The following is a 12,435-nucleotide window of genomic DNA, read 5'->3' as shown; positions in this document are numbered from 1 at the left end:
CCGGATCCGCGGAGCACGGTGCCGGTCAGGCGCGGCGGTGCACCAGGCGGCCGGCGACCACAGTCGCCAGGCACGAGCCGTCCGCGTCGAACACGGCGAGGTCGGCGCGCCCGCCGGTCACGAGCGCGGGCGGCCGGGCGGCGGGCAGCACCGTCACCTCGTTGCGGGCCGCGGCGGAGCGCAGCGCCGGGTCGGTGACGTGCTCGTCGAGCACGGCGGCCACGCCGAGCCGGAACAGCGCGTGCACCCGCTCGCGGGGCGTGGGTGCCGGCGGCAGCGGTCCGTCGTGCACGAGCGCCGGCCCGAGCGTGCCGGCCCACCGCCGCACCCGCACCCCGGGGTACGCGCCGGACAGCTCGGCCGTGGGCACGATCGCCTCGACCCGGTCACCGGCGACCACGACGGCGAGCCCGGCGCGGGGTGGGTCGTCTGGTGTCAACCGCAGCAGGTCGGCGGCGTGGACGGTACGCACGCTCAGTCGGCGTCGACCGGCCCGAGCACCGGCCGCTTGGCGGTGATGAAGTCGCCGGAGGACCGCCCGGTCAGCCGGCGCTTGATCCACGGTGCCAGGTGCCGGCCGGCCCAGCGCAGGTCGGCGGCGCGCGCGGCGAGCCACGGGCTGGGCGCCGGGTGCGGCGGGACCATCAGCCACTCCTCGTCGCAGCCGACGCCGAGCGCGGTGAGCACCTGGGCGGCGACCCGGCGGTGCCCGGCGGCCGACAGGTGCAGCCGGTCGGTGCTCCAGAGCAGCGGATTGAGGTAGGTATCGTCGGCGTACAGGTCGACCAGGATCGCGCCGTGCCGCTCGGCCACCTCGCCGACCGCCCGGTTGAGCAGCGCGACCCGGGGTGCCACCAGGCGCTGGCCGGGCAGCCGGGCCATCACGTCGGCGAACCGGAACAGCACCACGTCGCTGCCGCCGGACCGCAGCCGTTGCACGACCGAGTCGAAGCGGGGGACGAACGTGTCCGGGTCGAAGCTGCGGCGCAGCACGTCGTTGCCACCGGCCGCGAAGCTGATCAGGTCGGGCTTCATGGCCAGCGCGGACGGCACCTGCTCGGCCACCACGTTGGGGAACAGCCGGCCCCGGATCGCCAGGTTGGCGTAGCCGAAGTCCGGCCCGGCCTCGACGGCGAGACGGGTGGCGACCAGATCGGCCCAGCCCCGGTAGCTGCCGTCCGGATACGCGTCGTCCATGCCCTCGGTGAAGCTGTCGCCCACCGCCACGTAGCTGCGCCAGCGCACGGCGCCTCCCTCAGACGTCCCGGCAGAAGTGCGTCGCACAGTCTGTCACCGCGCGGACCGGTCCCGCTGGCCCTGAACCCCGGACGTGGCGGATGTCTCGACGTCCTGTTCACGACAGCCACCCGAGGGGACAAATCCGCCGGACACGACCGGCGGGGCAGAATCCGTCGCCCGGACCGGGGATGATGTCTGCCGTCATCCGGCCGGGCGAACCGTCCGGCCGGTCCCGCACACGGCACGAGCGAGGAACCACATGACGCAGGGGCACCCACCGGCGGCGGGCTGGCCACCTCCAGGCAACGGACCGGCTCCGGCCGCAGGCCCCTCCGGGCCGCCGCCCGTGCCCGGGCAGCCGGGAGCATGGCCGGCGTACCCGCCGGGACCGCCACCGAAGCCGAAGTCCCGCCGAGGGCTCTGGATCGGGCTCGCGGCGGGGGCGCTCGCGCTGGCGGTCGGCACCGGCACGGCGGTCGGCGTCGGGCTGGGCCTGCGCGGCGACGACGAGGACGGCCCGGCACCGAAGGCGGCAGCCGGCGCGAACGGCGTCACCGTCACGAACGCCGAGCTGACCGCACTGCTCGACCGGCACAGCAAGGCGCTCGCGGCCAAGGACCTGGACGGCTACCTGGCCGCGTTCGACCCGGCCCGCAAGGAGCTGATCACCGGGCAGACCCAGCTGTTCCGCAACCTGGCGAAGCTGCCGCTGTCGGTGGCCCGCTACGAGACGGTCGAGCGGCAGGGCCGCGCCGCCGACGCCTTCGGGCAGGGCGTCACGTTCCAGCTCGACGTCTCCTTCGTGCACCAGTTGGACGGCTTCGACCGGGCCCCGGTCGCCGAGTGGTACCGCTGGACGATCGTCCGCGCCGGCCGGGACGCGCCGATCCGGGTCACCGCTGTGACCGGCGCGCCGGCCGCCGGCAGCGGCGGCTCGAAGACCGTCTACTACCCCGGGCCGTGGGACAAGTGGCGGGACATCCACGTCGAGCGGACCCCGTACGCCCTGATCATCACCGACGCGGCGCGGGCCGACCTGGCGAGGCGGTACGCCCCGGCCGTCGACAGGTCGGTGACGGGCAACCTGGCCGTGTGGCGGGCCAACGCGCCGCCCGGCCCGGTGTCGGACAAGTTCGTCGTCACGCTCGCCGTCGGCAAGGACGAGATGACCTCGCTCTACCGGATCGGCACCGAGAAGGCCACCGAGGCGGGCTTCTCGCTGGGCATGGTCGCGGCCGAGCGAACGGACGGCACGGCCACGATCGGCGGCACCCGCATCGTGGTGGACACCAGCGACAGTTACTTCGCCCGCTCCGGCGGGGACAACGACGCCCGCATGGTGTTGCGGCACGAGATCGCGCACTCGATGATGACGCCCCGCACCGACCTGGCCGCCGTGGACGAGTTCAGCAAGCTCGACGAGTGGGTGGTCGAGGGCTTCGCCGAGTACATGGCCTTCCACGGCCGCCCGCTCGGTGCCAGCGAACGCACCGCGCAGGCCCGGAAGCTGGTCCGCGACGGGTGGAACGGCACACTGCCCGGCAACGGCGACTGGGACGACCCCGGCCGGCTGAGCTTCCACTACTGGCTCGGGCACACCGCGATGAACCACCTCGCCGAGAAGCACGGTGAGCCGAAGCTGTTCCGCTTCGTCGAGGCCGTCTACGCGGGCACCCCGACCGACCGCGCCGCCCGGGACGTGCTGGGCGTGTCGCTCGACGAGTTCCAGGCCGGCTGGGCCGACTACGTCCGCGCGCAGGCGCGCTGACGGGAACGGAGACGACCGATGACGTACCAGCATCAGCACCAGCAGCCGCCGCCCGCGTACCCACCGGCGGGCCGGCCGGATCCAGTCGGTGCGCCGCCGGCTGCGCCGAAGCGGCGCGGACGCGTGGCGTTGCTGGTCGCCGGTGGCCTGGTGGCGGTGCTCGCGGTCGCGGCCGGCACCGCCTACGGCGTGTCCCGGCTGGTCGGCGGCGGTGACGACGGGAAGAAGCTGCGTACCGCGTGGGTGCTCGACTTCCCGGAACTCCAGCGCAACGGGCTGAAGACGTACGACGGGCAGGACATGTTCGGCGCCTGGCTGATCGGCGACGCGGTGGTACGGGCCCAGCCGGACGGCGTCATCGCCTACCGGCTCGACGACGGTGCGCAGGCGTGGGGCGTGCCCGCGCCGCAGGCGACCTCGCTGTGCGCGGCCGCGCAGACGCTGGCCGAGGGGCGGGGCGTGGTGGCGCTCGGTTCCGCCGACTCGTGCGACACGCTCGTCGGGTTCGACGCTGCCGCCGGCACGCAGACGTGGCGGGCGACGTTCCCCGTCGAACGCCGGACGGGCCGGTCCGAGATCGTCGCCCCGGACCTGTCGGTGGCCGCCGGCCAGGTGGTCGTCCGCAGTGGCGAGAACGTGCTCGGCTACGCGCTGGCCGACGGCAAACGGCTGTGGCAGACCGACGCCGACCGGCTGCTGCCCGGCCGCGACTGCCGCCTGACCGACGCGCAGGCCGCCGGGGACCAGGCCGTCGTCACCGCGCTCTGCGACGGCGACCGGGGCGCGCTGCTCGGCCTGGACCCGGCCACCGGCAAGGCGCGCTGGCAGCAGCAACTGCCTGCCGCGCAGCAGAGCGACGGGGTGCTGAGCGTCGACCCGCTGGTCGGCCTGCCCGGTCTGAACACCGGGACGTTCGTCGCGCGCGACGCCACCGGCAGGGCGCGCGCCACGTTCGGCAACCCCGTCGACGGTACGCGGTTCAGCGACCTGCCGGTCAACCGTTCCAACACGGTCAGCGGGCCGGGGATCCGGCCGTACCTGGCCGACGCGGACACGCTCTACCTGCCGACCGAGGCCTCTCCGGTGGGCGGCAAGATGCGCCAGGCCAACCAGGTGGTGGCGATCGACCTGGCCACCGGGAAGCGGCGCTGGGTGTCGTCCGGGCACACCGACAGCGAGGTGGAACTCGTCCGCCTCGACGAGCAGGGCGTGCTGGCGTGGGAGGTGGGCGACCGGCGTGACCTCGCACCGCGGCTGGTCCGGATCGACCCGGCCACCGGCGAGGTCACAGTGGTGGCCGAGGCACCGCTGTCAGCCGGCACCGAGGGCAGCGACGCGAAGGTGCTGGAACGCGACGGCACTGTGGTGCTGGTGCCGTGGAAGCAGGTCACGGCGGACGCGGCGATCACCGTGCTGCGCTGACGATCTGCATGTCCCGCAGAGCCGAGGGCTCCGCCCGCTCCGTGATCTTCCTGCCGGTCGCGTTCACCAGTACCACCGTGTAGCGGTCACCGCTGCGGACTCGGACCACCATCGACCCGTCCGGCTGGAAGAAGACCTGCCGCAGTTGACGTCCGCCCAGCGGCAGCGGCACCTCCGCGCCGGTCCGGGTGTCGAGCACGGCGTTGACGAGGCGGCCTTGAGGATCTCATTCGCCCGCTTCAACTCGGCGTTCTCCCGCCGCAGCCGGCGCAACTCCTCCAACTCCCCGCTGGTCGGCCGGTCGTCACGCTGACCTCGGTCGGCCTCGTCCTGACGGATCCAGTTCCGCAACGCCTCGTGATGCACCCCAAGCTGGCGGGCCAATTGGCGGATCACGGGCTTCGGGTCCGACTCCCGATACAAACGCACCGCACGTTCACGCAGCTCATCGGGGTACTTCTCCGGTGCTGCCACGGATGACTCCCTTTAGCTCCATCAGAGCATGATCGAAAGCCGCCGAGCTACCGGGGGAACCTCAGGAGTGCCTGCCCGCCCCCTTCTGTGGCTGCCCGCGCCAGCTGGCGATGCGGGACGTACGACCAGTACGCCCCGGAAACACCCGTCGAGTCAAGCCCCAATTCCGGGCGGAACGGCCACCAGGTCTTGACTCCAGTCCGGTGGAGTGCTATTCAGTCCGCTCAGGTCGCTCCCAGTCCTTTCGGATCCGCCCACTCGCCGCTGAATAAACTTTCAGGACTGGTCACATCGAGTGACGCATATCTCAGTAGGCGGAAGGGGTTGAGTCGGAGACTCGTGCACCCGCCGTCATCACAGGTGTAGGCGGCGAGCCTCAATCGAGACCACGCTAGGACACCACCCTCGTCGACTACAGCAAGGCTCACCGTGACTACTGCCGATCGGCGCGACACGACCATCAAGCGCGGCGCCATCAAGGACACCGTCCGCAATGCCCTGTGGGCACGTACGGCAGGTCGGTGCACGATCTGTAACCGACGTCTTCTCGGTGACTCCAGAACGTACTTTCACTCGGTCCTTCTTGCCGAACTCGCGCACAACATCGGTGCCACCGAAGGCTCCGGCTCGCCGCGCCGCAAGGATGACGACGGAGTCGTGGATACCGAGTCCGAGGAGAATCTACTCCTCCTGTGCCACGACTGTCACAAGGTCATCGATCATCCCGAACACATCGACTTCTTTCCTCCCGAGAAACTTCGCGAGATCAAGGAGTCGTTCGAACGGCGTATTGAGATGGTCACCGAGAACGGCGGGTTGACCCGGACCGCAGCGCTCCGCGTCGGCAGTCAAATCCGAGGCTCGCTCGCGCTCGCTTCCCAGCGTGAGGTCGGGGAGACGCTCTTGGCGGTAAATTACCTCGGCCTTGTTGAAACCCAGCGGAGCGGCGACTTCACGTGCCGCATCCACGGTGCAGCAGGAGGCCGCGGATTCTGGGATGCGGGCCAGCAGGCTATCGACGATACGTTGAATCTCGTGCGCCAGGCCGTCGACAGCGGCGATGTCGAGCACATATCTGTCTTTGCGATCGCGCCGATCCCGCTGCTTGTTTACCTGGGTTGGCAACTGGACGACAAGACGCCGACCCGGATTTTCCAGAAGCACCGAGATCAGTTCGTCGGTTGGTCTTGGACGAATCAGGGTGAGCCGGTGGAGTTTGAGGTGTCTGCTACCAACTCACAGGGCGACGTCGAGGACGTCGTGCTCGTGTGTGCGATCACGAGTGACGTGAATCTGGCGTTTTTGCCTGACGAGATCGCAGGAGCGCCGCGTGTTGAGATCCGACCGGTCGACATTCCTCCGGACCCTACATTGATTTCGCACGAGCAATCGCTGGCCAACTTCGCCGAGCAATGGCGAGCAGCTCTCGCCACTGCCGAGTCGCGGTACCCGGCCGCACGACGGTGGCACCTCGTCGCGTCGGCGCCGGTCTCGGTTGCCATTGAGGCCGGCCGCGCGGTCATGCGGGACGCCCACCCGCCAGTGACAGTCTATGAACGCGGCCGCGATTCGTATGAAGGTGTGCTCGTGATCAACGGGTGAAAGGAGGACCGGTGGGTCCTCAATCAGCGTCGTCGGCCGGCGTCCTTCCGAGGGCTGGCGCCTGGGCCGGCACGAAGGCGCGCAATGGCCCGGCTTCGCCGTGCGGGAGCGAGATCAGGTGCGTGCCGGAGACGGCCGTTCCGGCGTTCAGATGAGCGCCGAGAATGCTGGTCAGACTCCCGGCCACCCCGGCCAGGTCGGCGGCAGACCCGTGGAACGTAGGTGTCGAGCATCCTCGCGTTGGGATGATCTCGTCGCCAGATGCCGAAGTCTTCCACAGGCAGTGGAATGCCTCGTGCGCTCCATCCTGGAGGATTTGCGCTCCAGCTTTCCGGTCAATGGTCAGTGGGCCAGCCCTCAGTGGCGGCATCGAAACAGTCATGATGCCTAGCGTTCCTGTCCGAGCGTCGACAGCTACCTGGGCCATCACCGGCCGCTGGTCAGAAGCGGCAGCGAAACTGTCGAGAAGTCGGCTGATCGCAATGCTGACGGTGGCATCGATGATCAGGTCAGCCTCGGCGAGATCCTCTTCGCCGGGGACCAGGGCCCGTGTCGCAACTACCTCGACCGTGTCACTGATGGCGCGCAGACGCTGAGCAAGCGCTTCGACCTTCGTGTTGCCGACATCGGCCTCCACGAAGTTCTGTCGGACCAAGAGGCCGCCTGAGATGGTGCCCGGGTCGCACAGGATGACCTTCTTTGCTCCAGCGCGGACGAGATACTCCGCGATCCATGAGCCGAGGCCACCGCAGCCCCAGACGTGAGCTGTCCTACCCGCGTAAGCGGCGACCGGCCGCGCCGAGTCGCGACGTGTCGTGACCTCCTCACGCTCGTCAGAGACCGGCAACCACTCCAGCGGCGTCGCCGGGTCAATCTTTACCGGATCGATGTCGATCATGGAACTCTTCTTCCTGCCCGCCTTGACGAGTGTTCGGATGTGATCGGCTCCGATGCCCGGGATGCTTGCGGCGAGCAGGTGCGGAGGGCCGCCAGTCGGGTGAGGGACAGCGATGAGTATTCGTTGCGGTGTGCCGGTGGCCTTTCGGATGGCGCTTGCCCCGAGCACGGTCAACATCGCCGCTGAAGTGCGGGAGGTGCTGCGCCGCTGCAGGAACGCTCCGTCGGGGACAGGACGGCCATGGTAGGGGTCGTCGACCGTCTGCAGAAGCGCGCCGAGATCAATCCCTGCGCCGAAGGGGAGATCGGCGTCGAGTATGACTACGGGGATGTGGTCGCCTTGGTCGGGCTCTGCGGGACGGTTGAGGTGCAGGTCGAATCGGTGCGGCGTGCGAGCCACCAGCCATGCGTGGCGCGCGCGCTTGCCGGTTTGAATCGTGTCTCGCACGACGACGGTGGGAGCGCCGTCGGCCGCGTGAAGCACGCCGCCGACGGCGTGGTACAGCGCGGTTTGGGCGTCGAAACGACCGCCCGCCGCGTCGGCGAGCCAGTCGACAAGGCGGTCGAGGAAACCGCCAAAGCCGTTGATCGGGTCCCACTCCCTCGACGGGTCGAGGTAGAGGCACAGGCGATGTCCCTGGAGTACGTGCGCATGATGAAGAAACCGAAGGTGATCGACCTCTACACGTGGCGGTGTCAGACTGGACGCCCCGACGGTGACGATGAACTCCTCATGCTCGCCCAACGGCATGCCGCGAGCAACGCGAGGAAGGTCGGCGGTCCAAAGCCGCAGGCGCAACCGTAATGCCCCGGATTGGTCAATGCGATGGCGTCCCATCACTTCGACGTCTCTCGGGAACGCTTCCGCGATGGCATTTAGCTCGGCCAGTACCTGGCGTTGCCAGTCGCTGAGGCCCCGCTTACTCACCCCGCTCTTCCGGAGAGGTTGACGGTTGCGGCGCCGGCCGTGCCGGCACCCGTTCCTACGGTGCTGTACTTCCCGCTCGACGTAGAGGAACTCGGGGCCGTGAAGCCGTCACCGAACAAGCCCTGCCACTTCTTCACGCTCTCGTCGAAGTCGGTCTCATCGTAGGCGGCCTTGATCTCGGCGGCGTGAGTGTGGATGCGGTCCCGGAAATACGCGTAGGTCTCCTGCGACCACCGGTGGTCGAACGAGGTGCCCGAACCGGACGGGTCCATGATCACTGGCTTGGTCGGGTTAGCCTGAAGCCACTTGTCGAGGTCGGAGACGATGTGCAGCAGCGCGGTCGGTAGGTCCGCGTAATATCCGGGCTCCAGGACTTTGCGCCAGGCTTCGACCTGCATACCCAGCACTGTCGTGAGCAGGATCGACTTTGTCCCGGTGAACGAGTTCTTGTGATCGCGCAAGAACTTCATGATGCGGATGACCTCACGAAGATGGTTTCCCGCGATCGCGTCCTTCTCTTTCATCCAGCTAGTGAAACCGTCGGTGTCGGTGCGCTCCCACACGTTGGTGTCTCGGTTAATGATCCACTGAGTCCCGTCAGCGCGGACCACGAACGGAACGATGTCGACGTGCATCGCGTTGTTCGCGTAGGTGACGTAGACGCACCGGCACTTCCGGCCATGCGGCATGTCCTTGTAGGGCGACATGTTGTGGATCACCTTGTAAATCGCATCGCCGTACTTCCTCAGGTCGTCGGCCCAGTCGGGGTCCTCGACCATCTGCACCATGAAGTCAGCGTCGAACGGCTTCCCGTTCTGCGGGTTGATGATGGTCCTCTGGGGCCAAGAGCCCTGCGGGATCTTCTTCTTGATCAGCGGACCGAGATCCTCGTCGTCCTTCAGGACGCCGTAGATGCTGTCTACCCGCTCGGTCAGCAACTCAAGCTTGAACTTGGACAGGTTGACAGTTTTGTCAAGAAAGTTTTTGAAGTAGTCCGTGTGTTTCAAAATCCACTCCGGGCGAATTAGGCGGAAAACTGGGCGTGGACACGCTCGACGTGATCGGGGAACCTCCCGGTTGTAGATGGGCAGGAATCACCGAAGCACCCGGGCTCCAGGCAGCGCGGCACAAGGCGCCGGCGGCTGGATTGCCAACGGGTCGTTCGAACGGGTGGAGCTATCTGCCATCTACATCTCCGCGCATCTGAATAGCGACGCCACCTGCGGAACGCCCCGTCCTCCGTTGAGGTCCAGCCAGTCCATCGCCGCCGCTCTCTCGTTGCCGAGCGCGATTGAGCGTAGTCGCTGGGTACGACAACTTTTGGGGACAGGAGTCGAGGCATCGACTCGGCCACCCGGCGGCGCCGCCACCAGGAGACCTGCAGGTGGTACATGACCTTCCGGGTGTACGCCTCCGCGTTGCCGGTCTCGTGCAACCGGTTCCAGGCACGGTGTGTACGGGCCAGCGCGGACTGGACGAGATCCTCGGCCAGGTGCTGGTCGCCGGTCAGCGGGTAGGCGGAGCGCAGTAGCGCGGGCGTACGAGTTCGGACGAACAGGTCGAACTCAGTCAGGAGAAGATCCACACGAGCCGGTCCTTGGGGTCAGGTGGTGCATCGGCGTGACGCCTCCGAGACGCCACCCGCCCGCACCATGGTTGCCGCCACCTGTGGCACTTTCCCGACAGGACCCGGCCGGCGTCAGCAGTCGAAGACCGACCAGCAGATGTCGTTGCGCAGCCGCTGGTCGTCAAGGACCAGCTCGCGGATCTCGGCCGGGAGCTGGTCGCGCTGCCACCGGCACTCGTCCCGCCCGGCCGCCTCGGCGAGACCGGCGGGCGCCGCCGCGCGTACCGCCTTGATCGCGTACGCGGCGGCGCCGAGTTCGTGGGCGGCGACGTGGGCCACGACGGCGGCCTGACCGGCGGCGTACGCGGCGTTGCGGGCAGCGCCGCGCAGGTCCCGGGCCGCGCCCATGGCGTGCCCGCCCGCCGCACGCGCCTCCATCATCCTGACCTCGCCCCGCACCCAGGCGCGGGCGTGCCCGATCGCCTCACGTGGGCGGCTGTCGTCCGGCCGGACCGCCTCGAACAGACCGAGGACGTGCTCCGCGCAGGTGGCGGCCCAGAGCGCCAGCAGGTGGTGGTGCTCGTCGGTGAGCGTCCCGCCCCGGCGGATCGTGGTGAACCGGGGATCGCGGACCTTCGGCAGGATCACGACGCGGCCTCCGGCCCGGCGGTGCCCTGGCGCAGGTCGTGGTCCAGTGTGCTCATCAGCCGGGCGACCCGGCTGCCACCGCCGGTCAGCGGCGGATAGCGGCGCAGCACGTCGACCAGTACGGGAGTGGCGAGCCGCCGGTACCCGTCCAGCACCGCCGTGCCCACGGTCTCGTCGCCGCCGGCCTCCAGTTCGGCGACGCGCGCGGCGTTGGCGGCTGCCCGCAGGATGTGGCCGACCTGGGTGGCCTTCGCGATCGGGTGCAGGTACGCGGCCGCCGCGGCGTCACCGGCGGCCCGGGCGGCCAGGCGGGCGGCCTCGGTGGGCGCGGACCGGGCGGCCCGGTGCGCGTCGAGGGACGTGACCCGCTGCAGTCTCGTCCGGGCGGCCCCGCGCGCGAACGTCCACGCCGCGTCGACAGCCGCGCGGGGACGCGGGTCATCCGGGACCGCCCGCTCGTAGACCGGGAGGACGTCCTCCGCGTGGCGGACCGCGTACCGCGCCACCTCGCGCAACTCGTCCATCGTCAGGTCGAAGTCCCCGGGCGCAGTCATGTCGCGGGCATCGTATCGGTGATGCCGCGCCGGTACGGGCCCCAGCCGACGAACCGCTCGAACAGCTCGCGCGGGTCGGCCCGTCCTGCGGGTTGAGGCGGAACAGGTCGTGGGTGGCCTCGTGGTAGAGCCCGGACAGGCCTGGCGGGCCTTCTCGTCCAGGTCAGCGGGAGCCGCGCGTCGCGCTGATCAGCACCGTGTGCTTGCGTACCCGGAAGGCGCCCTCGGCGTCGATGCGGGCCTCGATCGCGGCGCGGGCCGCCGCCTCCTGTGCGGCGGTGAGCGGCCCGATCATGCTGGCGACGTACGCCAGGATCGGCTCCGCGGCGGGCACCACCAACTCGTCCGGATAGCGCTCGACAGTCACCTCGTCGAAGTGGGCGGCGACCCGTGCGGGTGTCGCCTCGGCGGTCACGTCGTTGCGGTCGTGGAACCGGACGGCCAGGTCGGGACACCCGATCACCGGGCCGAGCGTGTTCAGCTCGGCCATGTGGTCGCGGCCGTTCACGGCGACGGCGAGCCGGCCGCCGGGGCGCAGCACCCGGGCGAACTCGCGTAGCGCGGCGTCCGGGTCGTCCAGGTGGTAGAGCATGCTGTTGGCGATCACCACGTCGGCGGCGCCGGCACGGAACGGCAGGTAAGTGGCGTCGCAGCGCAGTACCCGCGCGCCGGGCACCTCGCGCAGCCGCGCGCACATGGCGGGCGAGAAGTCGGTGAGGGTGAGCCGGGACCGGTGGCCGATCCGGTGCCACAGCTCGCCGGTGCCGGCGCCCACCTCCAGCACGTCGCCGGACAGCGGAAGCCGCTCGCCCAGCCAGCCGAACCAGCCCTGCGGGTTCGTACCGTAGGAGTGCAGTGCCATGCGGGCGGTCAGGTTGCCCGTCGTCGTCGCGTACTGGCTGGTCGCGCGCGCCGACGCGGTGGCATCGGCCGTCATCAGAGGTAGAAGCAGAACGGATGCCCGTCCGGGTCGAGGAGCACCCGGACGTCGTCCTGCGGCTGGAAGCCGGGCAGCGTCGCGCCGACCGACACCGCGTACGCCACGGCCGCCTCCAGGTCGTCGACCTTGATGTCCAGGTGGACCGACATCTGCTGGTCACCGGGACCGGCCGGCCACACGGGCCGCACGTAGGCCGACTCGTCCTGGAACGCCAGCCAGTGGCCGCCCTCCGGCGGGGCGAGGACGACCCACTCGGGTTCCTCCTCGTGCCGCGTCCAGCCGAGCAGCCGCTCGTAGAACGCGGCCAGGTCCTCTGCGGACGGTGCGTCCAGCACCGTTGTGGTCAGCTTCATCAGCGGTCGCTCAGCCATGCCGCATTCCTATCCGATCCCCAGG

General features: G+C 69.6%; 12 protein-coding genes and 2 pseudogenes. 3 read left to right on the top strand and 11 right to left on the bottom strand.

Annotated elements, in window-relative coordinates:
• Positions 1-25: 25 nt before the first annotated feature.
• Both NMK34_RS00175 and NMK34_RS00170 read right to left on the bottom strand, forming a co-directional pair.
• Entirely contained in the window at positions 26-472 is a 447-nt protein-coding gene (locus NMK34_RS00175; protein ID WP_318331728.1) for a hypothetical protein, read from the bottom strand.
• 2 nt (positions 473-474) lie between these two features.
• A complete protein-coding gene (locus NMK34_RS00170) occupies positions 475-1,245 on the bottom strand; it encodes an SGNH/GDSL hydrolase family protein (protein WP_318331727.1) in 771 nt (256 codons plus the stop codon).
• Between the two features lie 340 nt (positions 1,246-1,585).
• Here NMK34_RS00170 and NMK34_RS00165 point away from each other — a divergent pair, with 340 nt between their 5' ends.
• Complete coding sequence (locus tag NMK34_RS00165; protein ID WP_318331726.1) at positions 1,586-3,007, top strand: hypothetical protein; 1,422 nt, start codon at positions 1,586-1,588, stop codon at positions 3,005-3,007.
• 18 nt (positions 3,008-3,025) lie between these two features.
• Positions 3,026-4,429: a PQQ-like beta-propeller repeat protein gene (locus tag NMK34_RS00160; protein ID WP_318331725.1), complete on the top strand. Its 1,404-nt coding sequence runs from the start codon at positions 3,026-3,028 to the stop codon at positions 4,427-4,429.
• On the opposite strand, the gene NMK34_RS00155 is transcribed toward NMK34_RS00160, so the two are convergent.
• Together NMK34_RS00155 and NMK34_RS30880 are read right to left on the bottom strand one after the other, a co-directional pair.
• Positions 4,413-4,628: a hypothetical protein gene (locus tag NMK34_RS00155; RefSeq protein WP_318331724.1), complete on the bottom strand. Its 216-nt coding sequence runs from the start codon at positions 4,626-4,628 to the stop codon at positions 4,413-4,415. The genes NMK34_RS00160 and NMK34_RS00155 overlap by 17 nt on opposite strands.
• Before the next feature lie 95 nt (positions 4,629-4,723).
• A pseudogene (locus NMK34_RS30880) lies at positions 4,724-4,903 on the bottom strand (transposase); the annotation flags it as partial.
• A gap of 429 nt (positions 4,904-5,332) precedes the next feature.
• Between NMK34_RS30880 and NMK34_RS00150 the strand changes: the two are divergent.
• The gene (locus tag NMK34_RS00150) at positions 5,333-6,505 is read left to right on the top strand and encodes an SAVED domain-containing protein (RefSeq protein WP_318331723.1); all 1,173 of its coding nucleotides are present in this window, start codon (positions 5,333-5,335) and stop codon (positions 6,503-6,505) included.
• 19 nt (positions 6,506-6,524) lie between these two features.
• Here NMK34_RS00150 and NMK34_RS00145 read toward each other — a convergent pair whose 3' ends face one another.
• From NMK34_RS00145 to NMK34_RS00115, 7 genes and pseudogenes are all read right to left on the bottom strand, one after another.
• The gene (locus NMK34_RS00145) at positions 6,525-8,330 is read right to left on the bottom strand and encodes a ThiF family adenylyltransferase (RefSeq protein ID WP_318331722.1); all 1,806 of its coding nucleotides are present in this window, start codon (positions 8,328-8,330) and stop codon (positions 6,525-6,527) included.
• Positions 8,327-9,337 carry an SMODS domain-containing nucleotidyltransferase gene (locus NMK34_RS00140; RefSeq protein WP_135242626.1) on the bottom strand — a complete coding sequence of 337 codons (1,011 nt, stop codon included), beginning with the start codon at positions 9,335-9,337 and terminating at the stop codon, positions 8,327-8,329. Before NMK34_RS00140 ends, NMK34_RS00145 begins: the two co-directional genes overlap by 4 nt.
• A gap of 329 nt (positions 9,338-9,666) precedes the next feature.
• Positions 9,667-9,915 (bottom strand): annotated as a pseudogene (locus tag NMK34_RS00135) (sigma factor); the annotation flags it as partial.
• Positions 9,916-10,029: 114 nt separating this feature from the next.
• Positions 10,030-10,545 carry a putative immunity protein gene (locus NMK34_RS00130; RefSeq protein ID WP_318331721.1) on the bottom strand — a complete coding sequence of 172 codons (516 nt, stop codon included), beginning with the start codon at positions 10,543-10,545 and terminating at the stop codon, positions 10,030-10,032.
• Positions 10,542-11,099: a putative immunity protein gene (locus NMK34_RS00125; RefSeq protein WP_318331720.1), complete on the bottom strand. Its 558-nt coding sequence runs from the start codon at positions 11,097-11,099 to the stop codon at positions 10,542-10,544. Before NMK34_RS00125 ends, NMK34_RS00130 begins: the two co-directional genes overlap by 4 nt.
• A 163-nt stretch (positions 11,100-11,262) precedes the next feature.
• Complete coding sequence (locus NMK34_RS00120) at positions 11,263-12,036, bottom strand: class I SAM-dependent methyltransferase (RefSeq protein WP_318331719.1); 774 nt, start codon at positions 12,034-12,036, stop codon at positions 11,263-11,265.
• A complete protein-coding gene (locus tag NMK34_RS00115; protein ID WP_318331718.1) occupies positions 12,036-12,410 on the bottom strand; it encodes a VOC family protein in 375 nt (124 codons plus the stop codon). The genes NMK34_RS00120 and NMK34_RS00115 overlap by 1 nt, the downstream gene beginning before the upstream one ends.
• Between the last annotated feature and the right edge of the window lie 25 nt (positions 12,411-12,435).

Source organism: Micromonospora sp. BRA006-A (genome assembly GCF_033433935.1).
GTDB classification, from domain to species: Bacteria; Actinomycetota; Actinomycetes; order Mycobacteriales; family Micromonosporaceae; genus Micromonospora; species Micromonospora aurantiaca.
This window is presented reverse-complemented; position numbering and strand designations above follow the sequence as displayed.